Origin of the sequence: Nocardia sp. BMG51109, assembly GCF_000526215.1 — a bacterium.
Lineage (GTDB): Bacteria > Actinomycetota > Actinomycetes > Mycobacteriales > Mycobacteriaceae > Nocardia.
This window is the reverse complement of record NZ_JAFQ01000004.1, coordinates 8,493,891-8,519,654: the sequence shown is the minus strand read 5'-3', so window position 1 is coordinate 8,519,654 and position 25,764 is coordinate 8,493,891. Positions and strand designations below refer to the sequence as shown.

The 25,764-nt window shown below is 66.2% G+C and carries 24 protein-coding genes; 14 read left to right on the top strand and 10 right to left on the bottom strand.

Features of this window, described 5'->3' with window-relative positions:
• Nucleotides 1–82 precede the first annotated feature (82 nt).
• The 4 genes from D892_RS0139870 to gatB all read left to right on the top strand — a co-directional run bounded on the left by D892_RS0139870 (nucleotide 83) and on the right by gatB (nucleotide 5,287).
• A complete protein-coding gene (locus tag D892_RS0139870) occupies nucleotides 83–403 on the top strand; it encodes a hypothetical protein (RefSeq protein ID WP_024806601.1) in 321 nt (106 codons plus the stop codon).
• A 58-nt stretch (nucleotides 404–461) separates the two neighbouring features.
• On the top strand, nucleotides 462–1,184 hold the full coding sequence (locus tag D892_RS0139865) for an ABC transporter ATP-binding protein (protein ID WP_024806600.1): 723 nt from the start codon (nucleotides 462–464) through the stop codon (nucleotides 1,182–1,184).
• Complete coding sequence (locus tag D892_RS0139860) at nucleotides 1,181–3,673, top strand: ABC transporter permease (RefSeq protein WP_024806599.1); 2,493 nt, start codon at nucleotides 1,181–1,183, stop codon at nucleotides 3,671–3,673. The genes D892_RS0139865 and D892_RS0139860 overlap by 4 nt, the downstream gene beginning before the upstream one ends.
• 102 nt (nucleotides 3,674–3,775) lie before the next feature.
• On the top strand, nucleotides 3,776–5,287 hold the full coding sequence (gene gatB, locus D892_RS0139855; RefSeq protein WP_024806598.1) for an Asp-tRNA(Asn)/Glu-tRNA(Gln) amidotransferase subunit GatB: 1,512 nt from the start codon (nucleotides 3,776–3,778) through the stop codon (nucleotides 5,285–5,287).
• A 205-nt stretch (nucleotides 5,288–5,492) separates the two neighbouring features.
• On the opposite strand, the gene D892_RS47515 is transcribed toward gatB, so the two are convergent.
• Together D892_RS47515 and D892_RS0139845 are read right to left on the bottom strand one after the other, a co-directional pair.
• The gene (locus tag D892_RS47515; protein ID WP_024806597.1) at nucleotides 5,493–5,825 is read right to left on the bottom strand and encodes a hypothetical protein; all 333 of its coding nucleotides are present in this window, start codon (nucleotides 5,823–5,825) and stop codon (nucleotides 5,493–5,495) included.
• Nucleotides 5,826–5,828: 3 nt separating this feature from the next.
• Complete coding sequence (locus D892_RS0139845) at nucleotides 5,829–7,028, bottom strand: PQQ-dependent sugar dehydrogenase (RefSeq protein ID WP_084161434.1); 1,200 nt, start codon at nucleotides 7,026–7,028, stop codon at nucleotides 5,829–5,831.
• A 123-nt stretch (nucleotides 7,029–7,151) separates the two neighbouring features.
• Between D892_RS0139845 and D892_RS0139840 the strand changes: the two genes are divergently transcribed.
• A complete protein-coding gene (locus D892_RS0139840) occupies nucleotides 7,152–8,012 on the top strand; it encodes a DoxX family protein (RefSeq protein WP_024806595.1) in 861 nt (286 codons plus the stop codon).
• A gap of 141 nt (nucleotides 8,013–8,153) precedes the next feature.
• On the opposite strand, the gene ilvD is transcribed toward D892_RS0139840, so the two are convergent.
• Together ilvD and D892_RS0139830 are read right to left on the bottom strand one after the other, a co-directional pair.
• Complete coding sequence (ilvD, locus tag D892_RS0139835) at nucleotides 8,154–9,995, bottom strand: dihydroxy-acid dehydratase (RefSeq protein ID WP_024806594.1); 1,842 nt, start codon at nucleotides 9,993–9,995, stop codon at nucleotides 8,154–8,156.
• Between the two features lie 534 nt (nucleotides 9,996–10,529).
• Nucleotides 10,530–10,991 (bottom strand): PH domain-containing protein, encoded by a 462-nt coding sequence (locus D892_RS0139830; protein ID WP_232236282.1) that lies wholly within the window; start codon nucleotides 10,989–10,991, stop codon nucleotides 10,530–10,532.
• A gap of 369 nt (nucleotides 10,992–11,360) precedes the next feature.
• On the opposite strand from D892_RS0139830, the gene D892_RS0139825 reads away from it, so the two are divergent.
• From D892_RS0139825 to ilvC, 3 genes are read left to right on the top strand one after another with little or no spacing between them, the layout of a single operon-like run.
• A complete protein-coding gene (locus D892_RS0139825; protein ID WP_024806592.1) occupies nucleotides 11,361–13,310 on the top strand; it encodes an acetolactate synthase large subunit in 1,950 nt (649 codons plus the stop codon).
• Entirely contained in the window at nucleotides 13,307–13,810 is a 504-nt protein-coding gene (gene ilvN / locus D892_RS0139820; RefSeq protein WP_024806591.1) for an acetolactate synthase small subunit, read from the top strand. Before D892_RS0139825 ends, ilvN begins: the two co-directional genes overlap by 4 nt.
• Before the next feature lie 52 nt (nucleotides 13,811–13,862).
• Complete coding sequence (gene ilvC, locus D892_RS0139815; protein WP_198037210.1) at nucleotides 13,863–14,864, top strand: ketol-acid reductoisomerase; 1,002 nt, start codon at nucleotides 13,863–13,865, stop codon at nucleotides 14,862–14,864.
• A gap of 249 nt (nucleotides 14,865–15,113) precedes the next feature.
• Here the strand turns inward: ilvC and D892_RS0139810 are convergent, their stop codons facing one another.
• Nucleotides 15,114–15,647: an SMI1/KNR4 family protein gene (locus tag D892_RS0139810; RefSeq protein WP_024806589.1), complete on the bottom strand. Its 534-nt coding sequence runs from the start codon at nucleotides 15,645–15,647 to the stop codon at nucleotides 15,114–15,116.
• Between the two features lie 164 nt (nucleotides 15,648–15,811).
• Nucleotides 15,812–16,477 carry a TetR/AcrR family transcriptional regulator gene (locus tag D892_RS0139805; protein ID WP_156959911.1) on the bottom strand — a complete coding sequence of 222 codons (666 nt, stop codon included), beginning with the start codon at nucleotides 16,475–16,477 and terminating at the stop codon, nucleotides 15,812–15,814.
• Nucleotides 16,478–16,594: 117 nt separating this feature from the next.
• On the opposite strand from D892_RS0139805, the gene D892_RS0139800 reads away from it, so the two are divergent.
• Nucleotides 16,595–17,524 carry an oxygenase MpaB family protein gene (locus tag D892_RS0139800; protein ID WP_024806587.1) on the top strand — a complete coding sequence of 310 codons (930 nt, stop codon included), beginning with the start codon at nucleotides 16,595–16,597 and terminating at the stop codon, nucleotides 17,522–17,524.
• 109 nt (nucleotides 17,525–17,633) lie between these two features.
• A complete protein-coding gene (locus D892_RS0139795) occupies nucleotides 17,634–18,020 on the top strand; it encodes a nitroreductase family deazaflavin-dependent oxidoreductase (RefSeq protein ID WP_084161999.1) in 387 nt (128 codons plus the stop codon).
• A 47-nt stretch (nucleotides 18,021–18,067) separates the two neighbouring features.
• Here D892_RS0139795 and D892_RS0139790 read toward each other — a convergent pair whose 3' ends face one another.
• Entirely contained in the window at nucleotides 18,068–18,328 is a 261-nt protein-coding gene (locus D892_RS0139790) for a hypothetical protein (protein ID WP_232236281.1), read from the bottom strand.
• Nucleotides 18,329–18,520: 192 nt separating this feature from the next.
• A complete protein-coding gene (locus D892_RS0139785) occupies nucleotides 18,521–18,937 on the bottom strand; it encodes a PPOX class F420-dependent oxidoreductase (RefSeq protein WP_024806584.1) in 417 nt (138 codons plus the stop codon).
• 225 nt (nucleotides 18,938–19,162) lie between these two features.
• On the opposite strand from D892_RS0139785, the gene D892_RS0139780 reads away from it, so the two are divergent.
• From D892_RS0139780 to D892_RS46180, 3 genes are read left to right on the top strand one after another with little or no spacing between them, the layout of a single operon-like run.
• Entirely contained in the window at nucleotides 19,163–19,513 is a 351-nt protein-coding gene (locus tag D892_RS0139780) for a hypothetical protein (protein WP_024806583.1), read from the top strand.
• On the top strand, nucleotides 19,510–20,775 hold the full coding sequence (locus D892_RS46185; protein ID WP_084161432.1) for a caspase family protein: 1,266 nt from the start codon (nucleotides 19,510–19,512) through the stop codon (nucleotides 20,773–20,775). Before D892_RS0139780 ends, D892_RS46185 begins: the two co-directional genes overlap by 4 nt.
• Nucleotides 20,776–20,816: 41 nt before the next feature.
• Nucleotides 20,817–22,013 (top strand): hypothetical protein, encoded by a 1,197-nt coding sequence (locus D892_RS46180; RefSeq protein WP_084161431.1) that lies wholly within the window; start codon nucleotides 20,817–20,819, stop codon nucleotides 22,011–22,013.
• 646 nt (nucleotides 22,014–22,659) lie between these two features.
• Here the strand turns inward: D892_RS46180 and D892_RS0139775 are convergent.
• Together D892_RS0139775 and D892_RS0139770 are read right to left on the bottom strand one after the other, a co-directional pair.
• The gene (locus D892_RS0139775) at nucleotides 22,660–23,256 is read right to left on the bottom strand and encodes a GNAT family N-acetyltransferase (protein WP_024806582.1); all 597 of its coding nucleotides are present in this window, start codon (nucleotides 23,254–23,256) and stop codon (nucleotides 22,660–22,662) included.
• Complete coding sequence (locus tag D892_RS0139770) at nucleotides 23,253–24,602, bottom strand: helix-turn-helix domain-containing protein (RefSeq protein ID WP_156959910.1); 1,350 nt, start codon at nucleotides 24,600–24,602, stop codon at nucleotides 23,253–23,255. Before D892_RS0139770 ends, D892_RS0139775 begins: the two co-directional genes overlap by 4 nt.
• Nucleotides 24,603–25,097: 495 nt before the next feature.
• On the opposite strand from D892_RS0139770, the gene D892_RS44345 reads away from it, so the two are divergent.
• Entirely contained in the window at nucleotides 25,098–25,523 is a 426-nt protein-coding gene (locus D892_RS44345) for a hypothetical protein (protein WP_024806580.1), read from the top strand.
• The last annotated feature ends 241 nt before the right edge of the window (nucleotides 25,524–25,764 follow it).

Below are 25,764 nucleotides of genomic sequence, written 5' to 3'. Positions count from 1 at the left end.
GGAGAGGCCCGCCGTCCGTAGCGTGAATGCCACAGCGGGCCCTGTGGTGAGGCGGGGCAACCGAACCGAGGAGGTGGGTGCTGTGACGTGGAATGACCTGCACGATCGTACCGAAATCCTGCGCGAGGTACTGGCCCGCGCGGCCGCGGATCCGGCCAATCCGGGCCTGCTCTACGACCTTCCGGGGTGCGATCGACTGTTCGGCGGGCCCGCCGGCGTGCTGGCCGCACTGCAGTACCGGTGGGACAACCACTTGCACGCGAAATTGGACCAGGCGGGGTTGTCGGGCCAGTCGGCCGCCGACGCGTACCTGGAGCTGGCGGCCGAGCAACCGGTGTTGCGGGCCGTCCTGGACGCGCAGGACGTCCGCCGCTGGCGAGACGCCCGGGTGCCGGCCCGCTGAGGCCCGCCGGGCCGCATCGCAGACAGCCGCACGATCGAGGAAAGGGCGGGGGATCGCCATGTTGGAACTGACCGACGTCACTAAGGAATACCAGGTAGGGGAGCAGCGGGTACGTGCCCTGGAGGGCATCGGCCTGCGCATCGAGGAGGGGGAGTTCACGGCGATCATCGGCCCGTCCGGCTCGGGGAAGAGCACTCTGCTGCATCTGCTGGGCGCACTGGATTCCCCGAGTTCCGGTTCGATCCAGTTCCGCGGCGAGGAGATCGGCTCGCTCGACGACAACCGGCAGTCCGAATTCCGGCGGCACCGTGTCGGTTTCGTGTTCCAGTTCTTCAACCTGTTGCCGACGCTGTCGGCGTGGGAGAACGTGGCGATCCCGAAGCTGCTGGACGGCACCGGATTACGCAAGGCCAGACCCCGGGCGCTGGAGCTGCTCGAGCTGGTGGGCCTGGCCGATCGGGCCGAACACCGCCCGGCCGAACTGTCCGGCGGGCAGATGCAGCGGGTGGCGGTGGCGCGGGCGTTGATCATGGATCCGCCGCTGGTCCTGGCCGACGAGCCCACGGGCAACCTGGATTCCAAGACCGGCGCGGCCATCCTCGAGCTGCTCGGCGACATCACCGGCACCGGCAATTCGGTCGTCATGGTCACCCACGACATGGGCGCCGTGCAGTACTGCGATCGGGTGATCACGCTGCGCGACGGGCAGATCGGCTCCGACGACAGGGTCGAGCGCGGGCAGGCGAGCGTCGCCGACATCGGGAAGGCGGTGCGCGCGTGATCCGCGCGGGCTGGGATCGGTTGCGGCTGTTCAATATCGGTGAGCTGCTGATCCACCGCGGCCGCACGCTGATGTCGATGGCGGTGATGGCGGTGTCGGGGGCGCTGCTGGTGGCGGTCCTGAGCATCGCGGGATCGGTGACGGGTTCGGTGGACAGGCTGACCCACGCCCTGGGCGGCAGGGCGGAGCTGGAGATCTCCGGCGTCACCGAGTCCGGCTTCGATCAGCAACTGCTGCAACAGGTCCGGGCGGTGCCGGGCATCGAGGCGGCGGCACCGATGCTGCGCGCCCAGGTCGACAACTACGAGAATCGGACGCTGCTGGTAGGTGCCGACGCCGGCATCGCCGCCCTCGGCAGCGATCTGGACGGCCCGCTGCGCAGCGAGGCCACCAAGCTCCTGGCCGTGCCCAACGGGGTGCTGGTCGGTCCGGCCCTGGGCCGTGCCGAGGGGGAGCAGTTCCGTTTGGGTACAAAGACCGTGACGGTCGCCGGCGTGCTCGACGAGGCCACCACGAAGGACCTCAACCGCGGCCGGGTCGTCGTGGCGACGTTGCCGGTGGCGCAGCAGCTGGTGAACCGCACGGGCATGCTGGACTCGATCCAGATCGTGCCGAAGCCGGGCACCGATGTGACACAGCTGCGCTCGGCGCTCACCGATGCGGTCGCGGGGCGCGCGGTGGTGGCCGACCCGAGCCTGCGGGCCGCCCAGGCCGGCGGTGCGGTCCAGCTGGTGCGCTATTCGACCGCGATGGCATCGGCCGCGGCCCTGATCGTTTCGGGATTCCTCATCTACAACGCGATGAGTATGGCGGTGGCGCAACGGCGCCCGGTGCTGTCGCTGCTGCGGGCGATCGGCGGCCGCCGCAGACCGATGGTGCGCGATCTGATCGCCGAGGCCGCCCTGCTGGGGCTGATCGGCGGGGGCATCGGCGCGTTGATCGGAATGTTCGCCGGGCGCACCGCGATCGACCGGATTCCCTCGGCGATGATGGCGGCCGTCGAGACCCGCACCCAGTACATGGTGCCCTGGTACGCCATACCCGTCGCCGTCGCCGCCTGCGTGCTGGCGAGCGTGGCGGCGGCATCGATCGCGGCGCGGCAGATCTACAAGGTGGAACCCATCGAGGCGCTGGTGCCGGTGGGAGTGTCGAAGGCGGACCGGGTGTCGCCGTTGCTGCGATGGTCGGTGGGGTTCGCCGGGGCGGGCCTGATCGTCGCGTCGATCTTCATCGCACAGGCCGATCTGGGCAGATTGTCGCTGGCCGCGATCTCGCTGGCGATCACGGGTGCGGTGGGGTTGTGCTTCACCGCGACCGGGCCGATCGTCCGCCTGGCCGCGGCGATCGCGCGGCTCTTCGGTGCCCCGGGCGCGCTGGGAGCGACGACGATCGAGCGCTCACCCCGGCGCGTCTGGGCGACCACCATGACCGTGATGATCGGCGTCACCGCGACGGTCGCGATGGGTGGCGCCTCCACCAACCTGGTCGATTCGGCGACGGCGTCGTTCGAGGGCCTTGCCGGTAGCGACGCATTCGTGAGCCCGTCCTCACTGGCCGAATTTCCCACCGGGCCACTGCTTCCGGCGGATCTGAAGGAACGGCTCCGCGCGGTGCCGGGTGTGGCCGAGGTCGGGTCCGGCCAGATGGCCTTCGCCACGCTGGGCCGCGACAGAGTGATGCTGCAGGCCAACGAGAAGGGGATGCCCGGCGGGATAACGACGGACCTGAGTCCGGCCGTGTCGGCGCAGATGGCGTCGGGTGCGGGCGTGGTCTTGTCGCGCGATGTCGCCCGATCACTGGGTGTGCGGGCGGGTTCGCGGCTGGACATGCCGACGCCGACCGGCATCCACAACGTCGAAGTACTACAGGTGATTCCGTATTTCTCGGCCGTCTCCGGCGTTGTCATGATGGATCTGGACATCTTGCGGCAGTGGTACGAACGGCCCGGGGAGACCATCCTGACCGTGCAGTTCCAGCCGGGCGCGGACGAGGCCGCGGCGATGGCGGCGGTCCGTGCGGTCGTAGGGCCCGGCTTGTCCGTGGACACCGGGGACGGGGCGGTGGCGGCGATATCCCGAGGCGTGCAACAGGGTACGTCGCTGTCGCGCTCCATCCTCTGGATCGTGGTGCTGGTGTCCACCGCCGCCCTGCTGAACACGCTGATGCTGTCGGTCCTGGAGCGCCGGCGCGAGCTGGGGGTGCTGCGCGCCATGGGCACCAGCCGCAGATTCCTGCTGCGCACCGTGCTCACCGAGGCGGCCGGTATCGGGCTGGCCGGTGCCGTCGTCGGGCTGGTCACCGGCGCCGCGGTCCAGTACCTGGCCACTTTGGCGATGGGTCACGCGATGACGATCGACGTGCTCTACCGCCCGAGTCCGATGTTGCTGGTGTACGGCGTCGCCGCGCTGTTCCTGGCGCTGCTGGGTTCCGTCCCGCCGGCCTTCCGTGCGGCGCGCATGCCGATCGTCGAGGCCATCGCCGCCGACTGATCGGGAGTAGGAGGGGAACCCTCACCCGGGCTCGGGCGGGTGAGGGTCTTCGGGCCTCGGGTGGCCGTCGCACGGTGCGCGCCGAAACATAGACTGAAGGGCATGACTGCACCCACGGTGGACTTGATGGACTATGCCGACGTCGTCGACCGGTACGAGCCGGTGCTGGGCATGGAGGTCCACGTCGAACTGGGTACCGCGACGAAGATGTTCTGCGGCTGCCCGACGACGTTCGGCGCCGAGCCGAACACCCAGGTGTGCCCGGTGTGCCTGGGCCTGCCGGGCTCGCTCCCGGTGGTGAACCAGCGGGCCGTCGAGGCGGCCGTCCGGATCGGCCTGGCGCTCAACTGCTCGATCACGCCGTGGGGCCGGTTCGCCCGGAAGAACTACTTCTACCCGGATCAGCCGAAGAACTACCAGATCAGCCAGTACGACGAGCCGATCGCCACCGACGGCCACCTGGAGGTTCCGCTGGACGACGGCACCACCTTCCGGGTCGCGATCGAGCGCGCGCACATGGAGGAGGACACCGGCAAGTCGGTGCACGTGGGCGGCGCCACCGGCCGCATCCACGGCGCCAGCCACTCGCTGCTGGACTACAACCGCGCCGGTGTTCCGCTGATCGAGATCGTCACCAAGCCGATCACCGGAGCGGGCGAGCGCGCCCCCGAGGTCGCCCGCGCCTACGTGACGGCGCTGCGCGAAGTGCTGAAGTCGCTCGGCGTCTCCGACGTGAAGATGGAGCAGGGATCGCTGCGCTGCGATGCCAACGTCTCGCTGATGCCCGAGGGCGCAGGCGAATTCGGCACCCGCACCGAGACCAAGAACGTCAACTCGCTGCGCAGCGTCGAGGTGGCGGTGCGCTACGAGATGCGCCGCCAGGCCGCGGTGCTCGCCTCGGGCGGCACCATCACCATGGAGACCAGGCACTTCCACGAGACCGACGGCACCACCTCGCCCGGCCGCCCCAAGGAGACCGCCGAGGACTACCGCTACTTCCCCGAGCCGGACCTGGAGCCGATCGCCCCCGAGACCGCCTGGGTCGACGAGCTGCGCCGCACCATCCCCGAATACCCGTGGCTGCGCCGCTCCCGCATCCAGGCCGACTGGGGGCTGTCCGACGAGGTCTTCCGGGACCTGGTCAACGCCGGTGCCCTCGACCTGATCATCGCCACCGTCGACGCGGGCACCTCGGTCGACGCCGCCCGCGCCTGGTGGGTGAACTACCTGACGGAGAAGGCGAAGGACCGCGAGGTCACCCTCGACGATCTGCTGATCACCCCGAAGCAGGTGGCCGAGGTCGTCGCGCTGGTGGACGCCAAGACCATCAACAGCAAGGTCGCCCGCCAGGTCGTCGACCTGGTGCTCGCGGGCGAGGGCGATCCGGGCGAGATCGTCGAGGCCAAGGGTCTGGGCATGGTCTCCGACGATTCGGCGCTGCAGACGGAGGTCGACAAGGCGCTCGCCGCCAACCCCGATATCGCCGACAAGATTCGCTCCGGCAAGGTCCAGGCCGCCGGCAAGATCGTCGGCGACGTCATGAAGGCCACCCGGGGCCAGGCCGACGCCGCCCGCGTCCGCGAACTGGTCCTCGCCGCCTGCGGCGCGGCATAATCCTCCCGGCCACGCGGCGCACCGGTGAAAGCCGGTGCGCCGCAGTATTTTCCGGTCCACAACAGCGCACACCCGTACCGCATGTGGCCGACACCCCGGACGCGGCGACGGGCGCCCGGTACAGCGGTGAGTCGACTCGCGATGCGTAGCGGTGTGACGAAGTGGATCGTGCCGGTCACGCCGATGCCCGGACCGGCCACCGTTCCTACCGCTGCTGCGGCCAGGGCGGGTTCGGCTGCGTCGGAGCGGGTGCCGCCGGGCCCGGCTGTCCCGGTCCGTATCGACCGGCTTGCACACCTTCGTCGTGGGCTCGGGCAAGCAGCCCGTCGACGTGATCCCGGGGCACCTCCGCCGTGGCACCGCAGAAGGTGCACTGCAGATGGTGCCTGGTGCGCACCGTGAACAGCGGGATGAAGAAAAAGGTGAACTCGGTGATCACCGCGCGCAGCGCGTGCGCGGCCGGGTTGTGGCAATACGCGCAGACCAGTGTGAGCATTGCCAGCTGATGGATCTGCCGTTGCCCCCGGTCCGGCGACACCCTCTAGTCCGGCCCGCCACCGCCGCCACCCGACGGCGAGATGACGACCACGCGATCGTCGGTCGGCGTGGGCTGGCCGCCGACCTTGTTGGCCGTGCTGGCCCAGATCAGGCCGTTCGCACCCGGTGCGGCATCGTTGAGCCGACCCCACTTGTCCTGGTACATCATCGCCGGGGCGGTGGTGATCGCCTGAGAGTCCTTCTCCACCTTGGCCATTGCCATCGCCTTCGCATCGGACATGGCGACGGCGACGAAGTCCGGTCCGGCCACGCAGCCCGCCGCGCCCGGGTGATCGGCCCAGGACCACGCCGTGGTCACCGTCCCGTCCGGCGACAGCCGCTGCAACCGGTCGGCGACGGCGGTGCGGTCGGTGAACCAGATGTTGCCCGCCGGATCGGGGCAGACCCCGCCGGCGATCTCGACCCCGGACGCCAGCACCTTCGACGCACTACCGGGCGACGGGTTGTCGAGCTCCAGCAGCTTGCCGGCCAGCGAGCCCGGATCGGCCGCGGCGCCCGGGCTGCCGCCATCGCCGGTCAGCACCAGCATCTTGTTGGCATCGATGAATTCGATGGAGCCCCGGTTTCCGGTGTCGCTCTTGGGAATTCCGGTGAGGATCGGCTTGGCGACCCCGTCGGCGCCGATGCGGACCACGCGATTGTCGCTGCCGGTGGTCACGTAGGCGTAGATCAGCTGATCCTGGCTGTAGGTGGGGGAGAGCGTGATATCGATCAGGCCGCCGTCGCCGGAGGCGTCGACACCGTCGACCTGCCCGATCTGCTTGAGGTAGTACGGCCACGGCCCGGGATCCTGGGTATCGATGAGAAGGATCCGGCCGGTGGAACGTTCGGCGACGACGCCGGTGGTGCCGTCCGGGAGCGCGACCACCCCGGTGGATTCGTTCACGCAGCTGGCGACGACGGTCGGATCGGGATCCTCGCAGGGCCCGGGCGGGCGCTTCTTGGTGCTCGGCGCCTGCGGAGTGGTCGGCTGGATGCCTTCGGGCCGGAGGGTCGGCGCGGGGGTGAACGGGTCGGAGGCGGAATCGTCGAACCGCGCACAGCCGGTCAGCAGACCGGCGATGACGGCCAGACTCAACGCGACGCGGCCGTATCGGATGCGGCCCGGGCGGGGGCGCCGCGTGGTTGCGCAGGCTGCCTCCTCCGGTTCCTGACGGCTCGGTCCGTCGAACACCACACTCATGGTTCAGACGTTACGGAAATACCCCGGCCCGCGCTCGCACGGGGTTGGCGCACCGACGCGGGTGTCGTGGACACGCCGTCGGCGGGCAGCGCGTGAGCTGTCCACCCGTCATACTCTGAGCCCGTGACCGACAAGCCGAACGAGACACCGGAGTCGAACGAGCCGCCCACGAAGGCCGCGCCCGACACGCCCGAAACCACGACCGGTGGGTCCGGGAAACCCGCGGCGACCGGTCCGACGGCCGGCAGCCCCTACGACGATCCGACCGGCGAGTTTCCGCCGGTCGAGCCCGCGAAGGGCAGGGACGTGCCGCGCACCGACGACGAACTGGGTCTCGATCCGGAGGTCCCGCCCGCCGGGTCGGCACGGCCCGGCGAGACCGAGTCACCCACCTACGCATTCGCGACAATTCCGCCCGCACCGCCCGCGCCGTCCGAGAACGGCCGCAAGCGCCGTCGCGATACTCGCAGGGGCACACAGGATCTGGGCCTGCTGGCCCTACGGCTGATCCTGGGCCTGACCTTCCTCTACCACGGCCTGCAGAAACTGGCGGGCTGGTTCCACGGCCCGGGCCTGGACAACACCCGGCACATGTTGGAGCAGGGCGGATGGAAGCATATCGAGCTGTCCACCGCGATGCTCACGATCTCCGAGGTGGGCGGCGGCGCGCTGCTGATCCTGGGCCTGGCGACGCCGCTGGCCGCGGGTGCGGTGCTGGCCTCGATCGCCGATGCCTGGCTCTGGAAGCAGGGTATGGACCCCGGATTCCAGTACAAGACCACGGAATTGGAGGCGATCCTCGCCGGTCTGGCGGCGGTGGTGATCCTCACCGGCCCCGGCCGCCTGTCCTTCGACCGCAACCGCGGCTGGTCCACCCGCCCCGCCTGGGGTTCGTTCGTGGTGCTGATCCTGGCCCTGGCGGCGGCCGTCGCCGGCTGGCTGGTGCTGCACGGCGGCAACCCGTTCGTCGGCACCATCGACTGAGCACCGGCCGCGATATTCCGGCGTGGTCGCCCGTCATGCCGGGATGACGGTGAGGGGGCGGGTGTGCCGGAATGACGGTGAGGAGATAGGAAAGCCGGGATCTCGCAAGAGATCCCGGCTTTCGCCTGGCGAGGCTCGGTGTTACGGCACCTGGCGGACGGCGCCCTTGTCGGCCGAGGTGGCCAAGGCGGCGTAAGCGCGCAGCGCGGTGGTGATGGGCCGATCCCGGTGCACGGGCTGCCAAGGGCGTTCGGACGCTTCCATTTTGGAGCGCCGCTCGGCGAGAACCTCGTCGGGAACCAGCAGTTCGAGCGCGCGGGTGTGCACGTCGACGCGGATGCGGTCGCCGTCCTCGATCAGCCCGATGGTGCCGCCGCCGGCCGCCTCGGGGGAGATGTGGCCGATCGACAGGCCCGAGGTGCCGCCGGAGAAGCGGCCGTCGGTGATCAGCGCGCACACCTTGCCCAGGCCCCGGCCCTTCAGGAACGAGGTGGGGTGCAACATCTCCTGCATGCCCGGCCCGCCCGAGGGCCCCTCGTAGCGGATCACGACCACGTCGCCCGGCTGGATCTTCTTGCCGAGGATCGCCGACACCGCATCCTCCTGCGACTCGACCACCACGGCCGGCCCCTCGAAGGTGAACAGGTCCTCGTCTATGCCCGCGGTCTTCAGGATCGCGCCGTCGGGGGCGATGTTGCCCTTCAGCACGCACAGCCCGCCCTCGACGGTGTAGGCGTGCTCGAGGTCGCGGATGCATCCGCCGGCGGCATCGGTATCCAGCGACGACCACCGGTTGCCGGTGGAGAACGGCTCGGTGGTCCGCACCCCGCCCGGCGCGGCGTGGAAGAGTTCGATCGCCTCCCGGGAAGCCTTGCCGGAGCGGATGTCCCAGGTGTCGAGCCACTCGTCGAGGGTGGGCGTGTGCACCGTGCGGACGTCGGTGTCCAGCAGTCCGGCGCGACGCAGCTCGCCGAGGATGGCGGGGATGCCGCCGGCCCGGTGCACGTCCTCCATGTGGTAGTCGGAGTTCGGCGCGACCTTCGACAGGCACGGCACCCGGCGGCTGATCTCGTCGATGGTGTCCAGGGTGAAGTCGATCTCGCCCTCCTGCGCGGCGGCGAGCGTGTGCAGCACCGTGTTGGTGGAGCCGCCCATGGCCACGTCCAGGGCCATGGCGTTGCGGAATGCCTTCGCGTTGGCGATGTTTCGCGGCAGCACCGACTCGTCGTCGTCGCGGTACCAGCGGTGGGCGATATCGACGACCGTGGTGCCGGCCCGCTCGAACAGCGCCCGGCGCGCGGCGTGCGTCGCCAGCGTCGAGCCGTTGCCCGGCAGCGCCAGGCCCAGCGCCTCGGTGAGGCAGTTCATCGAGTTGGCGGTGAACATCCCGGAACAGGAGCCGCAGGTCGGGCACGCGCTGCGCTCGACCTCGGAGAGGCCGTCGTCGGTGACGTTCGACGACGCGCTGGCCGAGATGGCGGTGATCAGGTCGGTCGGCGCCTGCGCGACACCCTCGACCACCACGGCCTTACCGGCCTCCATCGGCCCGCCGGAGACGAACACGGCCGGGATGTTGAGCCGCATCGCGGCGTTCAGCATGCCCGGGGTGATCTTGTCGCAGTTCGAGATGCACACCAGCGCGTCGGCGGTGTGCGCGTTGGCCATGTACTCCACCGAGTCGGCGATGATCTCGCGGCTGGGCAGCGAATAGAGCATGCCGCCGTGCCCCATCGCGATGCCGTCGTCGACCGCGATGGTGTGGAATTCGCGCGGTACGCCGCCCGCGGCCCGGACCGCGTCCGCCACGATCTCGCCGACCTCCTTGAGGTGTACGTGCCCGGGCACGAACTGGGTGTAGGAGTTCGCGATGGCGACGATCGGCTTACCGAAGTCGGAGTCGGACAGGCCGGTGGCACGCCAGAGCGCGCGAGCGCCCGCGGCGTTGCGTCCGGCGGTGGTGGTGCGTGAACGAAGCGGTGGCATGGATATGGGTCCTCGGTCGGGTCGGCTCGGTCCGAGCTGGTCGGCGGGCCGTCGGCTGGTCGGCACTGCCGCCGTCCGATCAGCACTGCCGTCGTCGGGGGAGAGCGTTCCTCGTTGTGGGCGAATCTGCTCTCGATGGTCCCCGAGTCGGCTCTCGTCGTCCCGGCGTTGGCCGGAACCGGGTCGCCCGGGCTGGTCGGCGACTGTGCCGAAGGTCTCGGCGGCTCTTCAAACGTTACTCCCGCGCGGAGTGGGCGGATCCGCCGGTGGGCGTCTCGCCTCGCCGAATGGCGTTCGTCGCCGGGCCCGGTCGGGCACGGGCGCGCGCCGCGGAAGAGTGCGGTACCAGGGTCAGCGCTCGGCACCCGGATCTTGTTCCCGGATCTGTGGGCCGCCGCCCGACTGTGCAGGACGGCCGTCGTCCGCGACAGGGTGGATGTCGGACAGTGCAGGCATGGGTCGCGGACAGCAGTGTGCGCTCGGCGACTCGGGATCGCACGGTCGGCAGGTTCGGCCGCCCCGACCTCATGGGTCTTATTCGCGCGGCCCGGGGTCGCCGTCCTTGTCTGCGGACAATCCGTTCGGTGCCGGTGCGGGGTCGGTCTCGGGGGCGTCGTCCGAAGCTTCGCCGGCGGGCTCCTCCGGCTGGACGAACGGGTCGGGGATGCGGCCGTCGGACGCCTCGACCAGGTGCCGCAGGCGGTCGTAGCTCACCGCGGGCAGCGCGATCTCGGAGTCGTCGATCAGGTGCGCGCGCACGAAGCCGCGCTTGGGGATGCGCAGGCCCCGGATCTGTGACCAGTCCAGATGACGGGTGCCGAATGCGGTCCGCAGATCCAGCCCGGCGCTCGACACCGTCGTGCGGGTCCGCTCGATCCACAGCGCGACCGCCGCCGGGATCAGGAACAGCACCCACAGCACCGCGGGCCATCCGAAGAACGGGAACGCCACGCAGAACAGCAGGATCAGCACGCCGACGTGGCCGAGCCGAGTCATCCTGATCACACGACCCGTATCCGCTCCGCCATCGGAGATATGGGACGATCGAACAGGTGGCACGGACCGGTGCGGCGATGGCATACATCCATCCTCGCATCACGGTGGACAGACCGACGCAACCGCCCCGTCTCACATGATGGGACACCCCATGTCAAGCAATTTGACTTCTCGACTCGCGCACGCATACCGTCGTCCGCGTGAATCGAATCGAGCTTCTCGTAATCGGCCGGCGCGTCCAGCGCTGAGCCTGACAACGTCAAGCTCGCAGCTGCGACGCGCCACCCTCGATCAGCCTCGGCTGTCGGGGGCTTTTTTGTGTTCAGGCAAGTTCTGTTACCGGAACGACAAGCAGTAAGGAAAAAGACGGTGAGCGCACCTACCGCACGGCCCGGGCCTTCGGCCCGCAGGCCAGCGCCCTCGGCCACGCAGCCGACACCCGCGGCGTCCGGAAACCGCCGCCAGGTCCTCCCGGAGAAGGTCACCGGCGCGCAGTCGGTCGTCCGTTCGCTCGAGGAGCTCGGCGTCGACACGGTCTTCGGTATTCCGGGCGGCGCGGTACTCCCCGTTTACGATCCGCTGTTCGATTCCACCAAGGTCCGCCACGTCCTCGTCCGGCACGAGCAGGGCGCGGGGCACGCCGCCACCGGCTACGCGCAGGCCACCGGCAAGGTCGGTGTGTGCATGGCCACGTCCGGCCCGGGCGCGACCAACCTGGTCACCCCGATCGCCGACGCCCAGATGGATTCGGTGCCGCTGGTGGCCATCACCGGCCAGGTCGCCCGCTCGCTGATCGGCACCGACGGTTTCCAGGAGGCCGACATCTCCGGCATCACGATGCCGGTCACCAAGCACAACTTCCTGGTCAACGACCCGATCGAGATCCCGCAGGTGATCGCCGAGGCGTTCCACCTGGCCTCCACCGGCCGCCCGGGCGCCGTGCTGGTCGACATCCCGAAGGATGTCCTGCAGGCGCAGACCACCTTCAGCTGGCCGCCGGAGATGCGGCTGCCCGGCTACCGCCCGGTGACCAAGCCGCACGGCAAGCAGGTGCGCGAGGCCGCCCGGATGATCCTGGAGTCGAAGTCTCCGGTGCTCTACGTCGGCGGCGGCGTGATCAAGGCCGACGCGTCGGCGGAACTGCGGGAACTGGCCGAGCTGACCGGCATCCCGGTGGTCACCACGCTGATGGCGCGCGGCGCGTTCCCCGACAGCCACCGCCAGAACATGGGCATGCCCGGCATGCACGGCACCGTGGGAGCCGTTGCGGCACTGCAGAAGTCGGACCTGCTGGTCACCCTGGGCGCGCGCTTCGACGACCGCGTCACGGGCCGGCTGGATTCGTTCGCCCCGAACGCGAAGGTCATCCACGCCGACATCGACCCCGCCGAGATCGGCAAGAACCGGCACGCCGACGTGCCGATCGTGGGCGACTGCCGCGAGGTGATCACCGAACTGATCGAGACCCTGAAGGCCGACCCGGCCGGTCGGGGGGCGCCCCTGCTCGACCTGTCGGAGTGGTGGACCTACCTCGGCGGCGTCCGCGACCAGTTCCCGCTGGGCTGGACCCCGCCCAGCGACGGCTCGCTGTCGCCCGAGTTCGTCATCGAGAAGCTCGGTGAGATGGCCGGCTCCGACGCCGTCTACGTCGCCGGCGTCGGCCAGCACCAGATGTGGGCCGCGCAGTTCATCAAGTACGAAAAGCCGCGCACCTGGCTGAATTCCGGTGGTCTCGGCACCATGGGCTACGCCGTCCCGGCCGCCATGGGCGCCAAGATGGGCGCCCCCGACAAAGAGGTCTGGGCGGTCGACGGCGACGGCTGCTTCCAGATGACCAACCAGGAGCTGGCCACCTGCGCCGTCGAGGGCGTGCCGATCAAGGTCGCGCTGATCAACAACGGCAACCTGGGCATGGTCCGGCAGTGGCAGACCCTGTTCTACGAGCAGCGCTACTCCAACACCGACCTGGGCACCCACACCCTGCGCATCCCCGACTTCGTGAAGCTCGCGGAGGCGCTGGGCTGCCACGGAATTCGCGTGGAGAAGGAGGAGGACGTGGAGGCCGCGATCCGCGAGGCGCAGTCCATCAACGACCGCCCCGTGGTGATCGACTTCATCGTCGGTAAGGACGCCCAGGTGTGGCCGATGGTCGCCGCCGGCACCTCCAACGACGAGATCATGGCCGCCCGCGGCATCCGCCCGCTGTTCGACGACGATGAGGCCGTCGAGGAGCCCGCCGTGATCCACGAGGCGATGTCGCACGAGAAGGCCACGCTCACCGCCCACGAACGGGCCGCCCAGAAGGGGAACCAGCAGTGAGTACGACCCACACCCTGAGCGTGCTGGTGGAGGACAAGCCCGGCGTGCTCGCGCGCGTGGCGAGCCTGTTCTCCCGGCGCGGCTTCAATATCGAGTCGCTGGCCGTCGGCGGCACCGAGGTCAAGGACATCTCCCGGATGACCATCGTGGTGACGGTCGAGGACCTGCCGCTCGAGCAGGTCACCAAGCAGCTGAACAAGCTGGTCAACGTCATCAAGATCGTCGAGCAGGACGCCGACACCTCGGTCGCCCGCGAGCTGATCCTGGTGAAGGTGCGCGCCGATGCCAGCGTGCGGACCCAGGTGATCGAAGCGGTGAACCTGTTCCGGGCTAAGGTCATCGACGTGTCGCCCGACGCACTGACCGTCGAGGCGACCGGCACCCGGTCGAAGCTCGACGCGTTGCTGCGGATGCTGGAACCGTACGGAGTCCGGGAGATCGTGCAGTCCGGCGTCGTGGCCGTGGGACGTGGACCCAAGTCCATCAGCGCGACCCGCTAGGCAGATATCGGTAACCGAAATTAGAAGGGACACAACCACAGTGGCAGTCGAGATGTTCTATGACGACGATGCCGACCTGTCGATCATCCAGGGTCGCAAGGTCGCCGTCATCGGCTACGGCTCCCAGGGGCACGCGCACTCGCTGAGCCTGCGCGACTCGGGCGTCGAGGTGCGGATCGGCCTCAAGGAGGGCTCGAAGTCGCGGGAGAAGGCCGAGGAGGCGGGCCTCGCGGTCGGCACGCCGGCCGAGGTCTCCGAGTGGGCCGATGTCATCGTGCTGCTCGCCCCCGACACCGCGCAGGCGTCGATCTTCACGCAGGAGGTCGAGCCGAACCTGAAGGACGGCGACGCGCTGTTCTTCGGCCACGGCCTGAACATCCACTTCGACCTGATCAAGCCCCCGGCGAATGTCACCGTCGGCATGGTCGCGCCGAAGGGCCCGGGCCACCTGGTGCGCCGCCAGTTCGTCGACGGCAAGGGCGTGCCCTGCCTGATCGCCATCGACCAGGACCCGAAGGGCGAGGGCCAGGCGCTGGCGCTGTCCTACGCCAAGGGCATCGGTGGCACCCGCGCCGGCGTCATCAAGACCACCTTCAAGGAAGAGACCGAGACCGACCTGTTCGGCGAGCAGGCCGTGCTCTGCGGCGGCACCGAGGAACTGGTCAAGACCGGTTTCGAGGTCATGGTCGAGGCCGGCTACGCGCCGGAGATGGCCTACTTCGAGGTGCTGCACGAGCTGAAGCTGATCGTCGACCTGATGTACGAGGGCGGCATCGCCCGCATGAACTACTCGGTCTCCGACACCGCCGAGTTCGGCGGCTACCTGTCGGGCCCGCGGGTCATCGACGCCGGCGCCAAGGAGCGCATGCGGGAGATCCTGCGCGACATCCAGGACGGCACCTTCGTCAAGCGCCTGGTCGCCAACGTCGAGGGCGGCAACAAGGAGCTCGAGGACCTCCGCAAGAAGAACGCTGAACACCCCATCGAGGTCACCGGCGCCAAGCTCCGCGGCCTGATGAGCTGGGTAGACCGCCCCATCACCGAAACCGCCTGACTCGTAACCGGATTCGTCCGGTGAGTGTGCACGGGTGGAGGCGACGCGCGTCCCGCCACCCGTGCGCGCCGATCACGGTCGGCTGTATGCAACGGCCCGCCAGGCTGTACGCCTGGCGGGCCGTGCGCATTCTGTATCGGTGACCTCACCGTCATCCCGGCATGTCTTCGGCCGGGATTGTTCAGTCTGGGGACATCTGTCGCAGAGGATGTCTACCCAGATGTGACACACCGTGGTGACGTTGCGGTACTAGCCGCCGACCTGCTCGACCTTGTGCACGTCCAGGGGAAAGTGGTCCTCGGACAGCAGGACCGAGCGCAGATCGCCGCTGAGCGCCGACGACAGGAACTGGGTGCAGCTGTGCGGGACGTGCTCCCACATGGGCGTGCGGCCGTCGTTGATCAGGATCGTCCAGTCGTCCGGCTTCTGCCCGGGGCGGACCAGCCAGTAGAGCATCTCACCGTTGTCGGTGGTGGCCCAAGGAACGATGCGGCTGCCCGGCTCCTCCAATTCGGCGGGCCGCGGTTCGTACTGCCAGAGATCCTCCATCTCCTCGGATTGCCAGTCCTTCCACTGGAACAGGTCGTAGCTGTCGTCGGGGCACCCGGGCGCCATGACGTACAGGTAGTCCTCCCACCGGCTACCGCCATAGGTGTCGATGAATTCCTTGTAGTCGGCGGGTAATCCGAACCCGAGGGCTCCCTCGACCTTGTCCCAATCCGTGTCCGGCACGGGGGCGGGAGGCGGGACGAGTTGCCGGAGTCGATCCATGGACGCAGTCACGCGGACGATTCTCCAGCAAATCGGCGGCGGCTCCACGGGAACCCCCACATTCGATCACCGGCGGGCGTTCTGCCCGGTATATGCCGTCCGGTCGGTTGCCGTGGAAACGCCCGAATTCGAAAGATAATGCGAGGGAAACGGATTGACGAGGCAGGCGCCGCTCGCTACCGGGAGTCGGGGAGTGCCTGCGGTGCGTTCGTGGTGCCGGCGAACAGCAGATCCGTGATGATGTCGACCAGATGCTCACGCCCGGTGCGGAATTCGCCGCGCAGCCAGGCGGTCACGAGTTCGAGGGTGCCGCTGACCAGGACGTAGGCGGCCATGTCGATGTCGAGCGGCGCGGGATCCTCGATCAGCTCCCGGGCGACCGCGGCCATCGCGCCGGCGATCGCGTGCTGGGTCGTCACGCGCCCCTGCTGCAGCGCCGGGGTGCTGTGCGAATGCAGCAGCAGGGCTTGTCGGCGCGGATCGGTATCCAGGAAGCCGAGGGCGGCGTCGGCGGCCGCGTGGATCCGGGTGCGGATGTCCGGTCCGGCGGCCAGGGGCGCGGCGACGACCGTGTCGATGCCCTGGCTGGTGACGTCCTGGGAGAGCGCCTCCAGCAGCGTGTCCCGGTCGTCGAAGTGCTCGTAGAAGTAGCGATCGTTGAGCCGGGCCCGGGCGCACACCGCGCGCTTGGTGACCGCGGCGCCGCCACCCTCCGCCAGCAGATCCAGCGCGGCGTCGAGGAGTGCGGTGCGCCGCCGCGCGCTGCGCTCGGCGGCCCCGACCCCGGCGTAGGGGCGGGATTCCGTGATCTTCTCGTCGTCCTCGCTCATGCTCTTGACCACCACCCCAATCTGGTGCAATCTGACACCAGAAATGTTTGGTGCCGTGGTGCACCAGAATAGCCGGATGCGGTTTCCGCGGGCAGGCACCCCGCGGAACCGGAACAAGGGAGTTCTCCGATGACCTGCCCCGTCACGCAGCAGCAGACGTCCACCCCGGAGCGCCCGCAGGTGTCGCCGGCGGTGCGGCGCTTCGAGCGGGTGAGCGGTTCCGTCTTTCTCCGCTTCTTCGGCATGGGCCTGTACGACCAGACGATGCTTCCGCAGGTCTCGGCCGCGCTGGAGGTCACCGGCCGGATCCGCAACGAGCCGTGGGCGCGGGCGATCCGGACCACCGCTTCGGACCACATGGTCTTCCTCGGCGACGACACCGACCGGCTCGCCGAATCGAACCGGCTGCGGGAAATGCATCGGGACGTGAAGGGGATCGGTCCCGATGGGGAGCGCTACTCGGCGCTGAGCCCGGAGAACTGGAACTGGATCCTGTACTCGAGCTTCTTCGTGCAGCGCACCGCGTATCTCGCCGTGACCGGCGACCGGCCGTCGCCCACGGACAACCAGGCGATCTGGGATCATTTCCGCACCAAGGCATCCGGCCTGGAACTGCCCGGCCACTCCCGCCTGATCGAGGACTACCGCGAGCTGGTCGACTACTACGACCGCATGGTGAGCGAAAAGCTCACGAAGACAACCACTCTGGAAGCGGCGACCTCCGCGATCCAGCAGGCGCCGCGCCCGGACTTCCTCCCGCCGGCGGCCGACCCCCTCTGGCGGCTCGGCGCTCCGGCGCTCCGCCACATGGTCATCGTCCTCGGCTGCGGCGGCATGCACCCGGGCGTGCGAGACCTGATGCCGTTCACCTGGACCGACCGCCACGACCGCGAATACCGGGCGATGACCAAGGCCCTGCAACTGGCCTTCCGCTATCTGCCCGCCGCGGTGACGGACACCCCGCTGGCCCGCAACCGCCGCCGCTACGAAAAGCTGATCACGAAATACCGTGGCAGGAGCCTGGTCTCGTTCGTCCCGGAAGCTACCGCAGCCCGCTGACGACCGGTACATTCGCGATGTGAGCACCGACCGAGGGCCCGATCCGGCGGAGTTCCGCCCCGAACGCCGATACCGGCCGGGCCGCTGGCATCACCTCGAAAACAGGATCATGACCGCGCTGACCGCCGCCGGCGCCATCCCGCACTCGTACGTGCTGACCACCCGCGGCCACCGCACGGGCCTGACCAGGCGAAACCCGGTCACGATCGTCGAGCACAACGAACGCCTGTGGCTGGTGGCCCCGTACGGCGCTGTCGCGTGGGTCCACAACGCCCGCAAGGCCGGACAAGTTTCTCTGACCCGCCGTCGCGTGAACCGCACTTACACGATTCGAGAGGTATCCGCGGACGATGCCGGCCCGGTGCTCCAACGCTACGTGCTCATCGCCTCCGCCACCCGCCGCTATTTCCAGGCTGCTCCGAACGACCCTGTCGAGCGTTTCGTGGCCGAAGCCGCACATCACCCGGTCTTCGAACTCACCCCGACCGCTTCGTGACAACGGTCCGGCACCCCGTGCGGTGCCGGACCGTCGCCCAGCCGGGATCAGCTGCTACCGAACCAGCCCGGAGGCACGACCTGCCGCCATCCCCCACCCGGATGGTGGAAGCGACGGTCGCCCGGATCGCAGTCGTCATCCCAGCGGTCGTGCCGATCCCGGCGGTCATCCCACAGCCCCGGCCGATCCCAGGGGCCGTGATCATGCCGCCCGACCTCCGTGACGGCCTGGTCGCCGACCGTATCGGCCTGCGCCGGAATCGCAAGAACAGCAAGCGGAGCGGCCACAACCGCCCCCGCCACAGCCACCCGCACCACAGTGCGCGAAGCGGCTTGTTTACCTATCGAGAACAAGGTGAATCCTTCCAACTCAACTGCGTCGCATGCAGTCTGGCCCATGCGGTCCGGAAGGTCACGGGGGTTGGCACCAGTATCGGGAACAAATAGTCCTGCGGTATGAGGGGAGTGGGGGAAGACCCTGAGTATCGGTGTTCCTCCAGTTCAGAAAACTTTACGCGATTCCCCATCCGGATTGGCCGGATCGATGTGCCAACTGTGGATCCGGTTCGGGTGGATGCGAATCACCTGATCGGAGAACCACTCCGGGTTCACGGGCACATCACCGACGGTAACGATCTCCGCCGTCCCCCGAATCTCCACTCCTCGCCCCCACCCGGGCTTGACCTCGTCCGGGTCATCGGGAGTCATGTCGTCGACGACGAAGCTGACGTTCGAGTTCGACCGGACGTTGCGATAGCGCTTCCCGTTCGGGTTGGGGCCGCCGATGTCGATGGTGTGGTCGGGGTTGAGGCGGAAGCCGACCGGGACCAGGTGGGGGGTGTTGGTGGGGGTGACGGTGGCCAGGCGGCCGATCTGTTGGGTCTTGAGGTAGGCCAGCTCGGGGGTGGTGAAGGTCATGGGGGTGACGGTAGGAGCTCAAGTGTCGTTGAGGTCAAGAGGCCGGGACCGGTCGGCGGACGCCGATTCGGTCCGGGCTACGCGCCTCCCGTGATCGACGGGCCATACGTGGTAAACATCGATATGGTGACGAGTAGGTTGGGGACGGCGCATAGTCTGATGGTGCGTTGAACCTTGGAGTCGCTGAACCTTGGAGTCATAAGTTCGATGTAGTTGGGAAGGGTTATGCAACTGAATATCACCGCCGGGTCGGATACTCCCGTCGACGACCTGCTCTCCCTCGGTCAGTGGCTTCAGCGCGAGCGGGAGTTAGCAGGTGCCGTTAAGGAGGTGCGTAGTACGCCGACTGAGGAGGAACTCGGTGGGGCCATCGAACTCCTCTCCGTCGTCGTTGAATCGGGGGATGTCTTGACAGCACTGGTCTCCACGCTCGGGATCTGGCTACAGCACCGACCACGAACTAAGCTTACAATCACCCGAGGCGACCAGATGATTGAGATTGACACAAATTCGGTGAGGCAGTTGTCAGCGTTGCTGGACAAAGTGGCGGGACCCGAGACCGACCCGGAACCGTGACCGTATATTCAAAGTCGCGGGCCCTGCTGGTCGGTGTATCTCATTATGAGGACAGTGCGCTTCCCGATGTACCGGCAGCTGGTAATAGTCTCCGTGCATTCAAGGAAGTATTGACCGATCCTGCGCTGTGTGGTTGGCCAAAGGATTGTGTCACCGTCGTTGAGAATCCAAAGACCGCGAGGGATTTTGGGAAGCTTATCAGGACGCTCGTAGAGGAAGCTAGCGACACCCTTCTCTTGTATTTTGTCGGACATGGTACGCAGAACAAGCGTGGGAACTTGTCTTTGCTGCTTACGGAGACGGAGGCCGATGATGTCCGGTTTTCCGGACTAGAATACGATCTTCTTCGAGAAGTTCTTGCCAATGAGTGTGGCGCAAATACTAAGATAGTCATACTCGACTGCTGTTATTCCGGTAAGGCAATCGAGACCTTATCTAGCGACAATTCCGACGAAATTGCCGCCAGTACCACAATTAGTGGTGCATATACGTTGACGGCCTCGGACAGGGAGGCTCACGTACCCGGCTCGCAAGCCTTTGGTGAGCGTACATCCTTTACCAACGAACTTGTCTCGGTTATTTCTGAAGGTCTGCCGGGTGGTGGAGAATATCTGAGCTTTTCTACGATATACGGGAAGCTGGCTCAACGGCTCGCAGCGAAGAGGCTACCGAGGCCTAATCAACGCGGGACCGAAAATGTAGAGAATTTCGAGTTCTCTCGTAATGCTGCCTATCTGTCCAAATTTCCTGGGGTTCGGACCGTTGAACAGCAGCTTCCTCGCGACCCTGTTGACCGCGAATTTCTCCAGGTGATCTTGCGATGGTATGAGAAGGATAAGTCAAAATTCATTTATACTGCAGTCGCTATCTGGAAATTAATCGCGCCTTCCACCGGGGACTGCAAAATATTGCCAGCTCGCCATGGTAATGACAATATGGCAGAAGGTGAATATCGTTTCGGTCCCATTGATGATCGTGTCCCGCTGAACTTTGTGCTTGTAGGGAAATGTTTCCCTGAACGGCAAGCGATCGATCAGTCAACAGTCAATCGATTGCTTACTCGAATTCGAAACTTTGATTTCGGTGTGATCGTTACGTTGTCCTATCTGGATGAGGACATCTATCGACGGCTTCGTTCGGATGGTGACCCGATTGTCGTTGTCAGTGGACGAGATATCGTCGAAGCTCTGCGATCATATGGCTGCACGAGGCCAGAATCAGTGACCGAATGGCTGCGTGGTCAACTTTCGCTGACTGCCTAGAACATAGCCGAATCGAGTAATAACTGACATAGGATAGAGGCGTGCCCGAAGACTTCATCGTCCCGTATGACGAACTACACACCGCTGACCTGCACGTTGACCGTATCTATGCTGGTAAGACATTTAACGGTCGGAGTCTCGATCCTGTTAGCCGGATATTTGGCGTTGGGGTGCAGGGCGGTATCCGTTTCAGAGGGTCGGCCCTAAACAATTCGGTGAGTCTTGCTGTACTGTACTCTACAGGTGATAATCCTGATTGGCGTGATTATCTGGACACACAAACAGGTATTCTGACCTACTATGGCGACAACAGGTATCCGGGCCGTGAATTGTTGGATACCCACTTACGCGGGAACGTAGCGGTCAAGAACGCCTTCGAGGACGCGCGCGGATCGGAGGATCGCCGTCGCCGGGTATCGCCGTTTTTCTATTTCGAGACAGTGCGTAAGAAAGGGTCGCTTGTTCGTTTCAGAGGGCTTGCGGTGCCGGGGGTCGAGTCGCTGAAGAGTTCGGAAGAGCTTGCTGCATTATGGTCCAGTAAGAACGGGCAGCGGTTCCAAAACTACTGTGCGCGTTTCACGATTCTCGATGCGCCCGTTATATCGAGGTCATGGATTGATGCATTGATAGCGGGTGATCCCAGATTCGGCGATGATTGTCCTGATGCTTGGCGGCTGTGGGTTGAAAGCCGAACGTACAGAGCTTTGGTTGCGCCTTCGACGACGAATGTTCGCAAAAAGGAGCAGCAGTTGCCCAGTGATGCGCTGGGTCTGGAGATTCTGGCCGAAATACGGCAATATTTCACCTCCAGGAATGATTTTCAAAAGTGCGCTATGGCGGTATGGAAACTAATGTCTCCTGCTACCAAGATTCCTGGTAGAGGGGACAAGGAGCTGGATACCGGGTCCTTTTCCGGTGGTGAGTACTTGATTGGTCCTGCTGCCGACCAGGTCTCGATAGGGTTTGTTCTAGCCGCTGACAGCGGAGTGACCGGCAAGCCTGTCGTAGATGTCAGTCTGTTGTTGTCGCGATTGCGATTTCGTGAATTCGGAGTATTTGTCACGTTGTCGTATTTTGCAGATCAGGTCTATGATGAGGTGCGTGCGGATCGTCATCCGGTAGCGTTAGTTTGCGGCAAAGATGTTGTAGAGATTCTTCGACGGCAGGGCTATAGCGATTCTGTTTCAGTTCGGGAATGGCTTGCGCAAGAATTTCCTGGCGACGGCCGTGGCGCATGAGTATTGCTATATTTCGATCGCACCGTCGAGCCAGCCCATGGGTTATCGACCGAAAACATACCTGCCACCCGGGGGTCAGTGTAGGCATCGAGAAGAGATGCACGCGCTGTGTCGGAAGCGGCCGACAGATTGGAATCCCGAGCTACCTTCCAGTCGTCCCAACTCCATCCTGCTCCTGCGTCGACGGTGTACTCGGAAAATGAGTGCTCTACGCCGTCGACGAATACGCGGACATCTAGCGGACCGTCTGGATCCCTTACTGTGACGACCTCGATTCTCTTCGGCGGAAGCTGAGGGGAACTCGGCAACAGATATCTCCTGTGGATTATTTTTGGTGGGATGGATGGTGTATTTGTTGAATCCGCGCCCGTAGTAGTCCGATCCGACGGATGCTGATCCTTGATCTCCACGGACATCCGCAAGGCCCGCTCACGCAACTTGACCTGATACTTGTTCCTCAAATATACATTTTATCCTATCCGACAGATGATGAAGTCTCCGACTCACCGAGGCGGTTTATGGCGCGCGGGGACGGTTGGCCGTGTCGAATCAGCTGAGTGGTGGAAGGAGTTTTATGTGAGCGTGGACGCGCGGCAGTTCAAGATCACGCCACGGAAGAGGTCGAGTTTGTGTGGAGACGATTAAACTAGGCCGCTGCAAGCTGGCAGGTCAAGACATCGAACCGAGGTGCACCGGGCCAGCTGGGCCGAAGAACTCCGACTCGATCCCAACCCCAACGAAGGTAGGTGTCGTAGGCGCGCCCGTTGTCCGGCCGGACGAGCAGCGTGGCGCGCTGTTCAGGGCGCCGGTCGAGTAGTTCGTCGTGCAAGACCCGGGCGATGCCTCTGCCGGTGAACTCCTTGCGGACCATGAGTTCGCTGAAGGCGAATGTGCGGGTTCCGGTTTCGGTGGTGTAGGTGGTTGGGTCGCCTTCGTCGAGCTGGAAGCCGTTCCACCATCGGCTGTCGGGGCCGAGCGGCCAGCCCCATGCCTGGCCGACGGGTTCGTCGCCGATTCGTGCCATCACCAGGTCGAAGCCGCTTGCGCGGCTAGGGTCGGTGTAGGCGTCGAAGCGGGTCATGAACGCCTCGGGGGCCTCGAACGGCTCGCCGGACTCGATCGCTTCGATGTAGGCGCCCCGGAAGATCTGTTTGACCTCATTGCGCAGGTCGCGAGCTTGGGCCGCGGTGTAGTGCCGAAGGTCGACGCCTTCGGTGGTGTGGGTAGGCCGTTCAGTGGTCATACACTGCCGACCATAGTATGCCGCAGGCTGTCGAATCGGTCCCTGAACTCGCTGTCGGGTGAGGACGCTGCGGCGGAACGAACAGGTGTCAGCAATCGCAGGGTACGCGTGGAGGTTACGGAGGTTTCGAGGCTGTCGAGGACGGAAAGCCCTTGCGTGACAGCGCCGTTGATATCGCCGATGTTGGCGAGTGTTGCCGCCCACCCGGCACGGTAACACGCGGCGTTACGTGCGCCCGCTCGCTCCAGAGCAGGTTCGTCCGCCAGCAGTTCAGCCGACCTCGTCAGTTCCCCTAGGTCTTCGAACCCTCGTGCTTCGTGAGATCGGACCTCCGTTGGATTGACGAATCGGAGCCACCTTGGACAGTCCGCAATGGCTTCGTGGTCGAGAGCGTTATCAAGTTCCCGCCATGCCGTGCTGATCGCCCGTTCGAACGCTCGGCGGTCACCGAGTAGTCCGTAGGCGAGTGCTTCACGGGTCGCGATCAAAGCATGAACCCGTCCTGGGGGCTGGCCACTGGTCAGGCATCGGGCGCGGTGGAGATGCCCGAGAACACGGTGTGGGTTACTGCTTCCTGCGCGGCTGAGCGCAATTGACTGGTGGGCCGCATTGAGGCAGACGTGGGTTGTCAGTTCGTCGTCGCCGGCCTGATTCGCCAGCGCGAATGCGTCGGCGTAGCACTGTCGCGCGACTGGGTGCATGTCGCTGTCGTACGCCATCCAGCCGGCGATCGTCGCGAGTTCGCCCGTGGCGCTCATGAATTCGCGGCCCGCTTGTTCGCTGAAGGTGCAGGTCTCCAGGAGAGATTTGGCCCTCTCCAGCCCTTCGACGGCAGTCCTGACGAGGGTGACGCCGCCGATCGCCTGCTCACGCTGCGCGAAATCTGCCACGCTTTCGGACAGTCGTCGCGCGTCAGCCGTACCGATGCGACCCTGCGTCAGTGAGGAATCGTCGCCCGCTGCGATGAGGGCTGCGCCAAATAGAATCCCGAACTCGCGTCGCTTCACGTCGTCCTCGACTTCCTGGACGCTGTATCGACTCTCAACAGCCAGGCTATCGCGTTGTTCGGCAGCAGGCCGCCGATCGTGCAACTTGGGTACAGCCGCGTACTCGTTCTCGACAGTCGCGCGGAAGCGGGCGCGCTGCTCGTCGGTGAGTCGGGCCAGCTGGGTGTCGAGCGCTTGTGCGGATTCGCCTCGGACGGGCCGTTGCCGGGTGGTCCTCTCCCACTTGCGCACGGTCGGAGGCTGGTATCCGAGGCGCTCGGCGAACTGCTCCTGCGTCAGCCGTAGGGCGGCCGTGCGGAGTGCTCGGACTTCCACACGTGTCCACGTGCTGACGATCATCACTACCCCCGGTTCGCGCAGAGAACTGCCTTGTAGCGAGAGCGTATAACTTTGGGCAGGATTTGCGACGGAGTTTGAACCAGCTGGTCGGAGATGTTTCGTCGAGGAGCTGACGAACCTTCCCCCAGGCCCCCGCTTGCGGACCGGAACCCCGCTGAAGCCGAGTAAGTCGGCGAATTCGCGTCACTCGGCCTTCGGATTCTTGAAGCAAGCGAGCTGCTTACCTGGCCAGCTCGCGACTCTTGTTGCGGCCGCCTCGGTCTGCCCGTCGGGCCGTAGATGCAGCGTAGAGGTTCCGTGACGGTTGCGTACCTTCTGCCGCACCCGATTTCGGACGACGCTCGTACCGGCCCCGCCGCCGGGTAGATGCCCGGACCGCTCAGCGCACCGACCGGACTGTGCCCCGGTCGGTGAATGTCCCCGGCGGCGGGTGCTTGCCAAGCATCCAGGAGAGGGGAGCGGAATGGGATTCGGCTGCGAGCGGTGGGGGTCGGTATGACGATGCTCTACACGTATGTGTCCGCGGTAGATGTGCCGCCGGAGGGGCCGCCGCGGGTCATCGGTTATGTCGATCGCACTTTGCCCGGGTGGTTGTCGAACGAGCAGCTGATCCGCAAGCACGCGACGGACCGTGGGTATTTCCTGGTGCGGATTGTGGTGCATCGTCGTTCCGACGTCGATGATCCGATGGAGCGGTTGCTCGCGAAGGCCCGTGGTTACAACGTCGCGGCTGTCATCGTGCCGAATCTCGGCCATCTGGGCGGGGATCCGAGCCGGGTCCGTGCGGTGTGCGACGTGGAGACGGCCGACCCTGCGGAAACTTTCACGCGGGTCGGAGGTTCCGGTCGGGGAGAGCGGCGCGTCGAGGACACGGTCGTCGCCATGCCGCCTCGTCCCGATGGTGTCGCCGAGGCGGGGTGAGGCCGGTGTAGGGTTGGCAGGCGGTCTGGTTGGTGCTTTCGATTCTCGGTATCTGCGCCGTGGCGGTAAGTGGAGGGGCCTACCTATGGCCCGGAACTCAGCGCTCCATGACCGGAGACCCGGATAAGCATCCGACAGCGAAGCGGGTTGCGCACCTTGATATTTGGCTGTCGGCATCGAACCGTGCTGCCGGGACCAGCGACCGAGCATGGCTGCTGAGCACCGAGATATGCAGTTGCAC

Coding starts and splice junctions, on each gene's coding strand:
- D892_RS0139800 (WP_024806587.1), top strand. CDS start 16,595: ATGACCTGCCCCGTCACGCAGCAGCAGACGTCCACCCCGGAGCGCCCG.
- ilvD (WP_024806594.1), bottom strand. CDS start 9,995: ATGCCACCGCTTCGTTCACGCACCACCACCGCCGGACGCAACGCCGCG.
- D892_RS0139845 (WP_084161434.1), bottom strand. CDS start 7,028: ATGAGTGTGGTGTTCGACGGACCGAGCCGTCAGGAACCGGAGGAGGCA.
- ilvC (WP_198037210.1), top strand. CDS start 13,863: ATGTTCTATGACGACGATGCCGACCTGTCGATCATCCAGGGTCGCAAG.
- D892_RS0139785 (WP_024806584.1), bottom strand. CDS start 18,937: ATGACCTTCACCACCCCCGAGCTGGCCTACCTCAAGACCCAACAGATC.
- D892_RS44345 (WP_024806580.1), top strand. CDS start 25,098: ATGACGATGCTCTACACGTATGTGTCCGCGGTAGATGTGCCGCCGGAG.
- D892_RS0139830 (WP_232236282.1), bottom strand. CDS start 10,991: ATGACTCGGCTCGGCCACGTCGGCGTGCTGATCCTGCTGTTCTGCGTG.
- gatB (WP_024806598.1), top strand. CDS start 3,776: ATGACTGCACCCACGGTGGACTTGATGGACTATGCCGACGTCGTCGAC.
- D892_RS0139780 (WP_024806583.1), top strand. CDS start 19,163: ATGCAACTGAATATCACCGCCGGGTCGGATACTCCCGTCGACGACCTG.
- D892_RS0139795 (WP_084161999.1), top strand. CDS start 17,634: ATGACCGCGCTGACCGCCGCCGGCGCCATCCCGCACTCGTACGTGCTG.
- D892_RS0139775 (WP_024806582.1), bottom strand. CDS start 23,256: ATGACCACTGAACGGCCTACCCACACCACCGAAGGCGTCGACCTTCGG.
- D892_RS0139770 (WP_156959910.1), bottom strand. CDS start 24,602: ATGATCGTCAGCACGTGGACACGTGTGGAAGTCCGAGCACTCCGCACG.
- D892_RS0139865 (WP_024806600.1), top strand. CDS start 462: ATGTTGGAACTGACCGACGTCACTAAGGAATACCAGGTAGGGGAGCAG.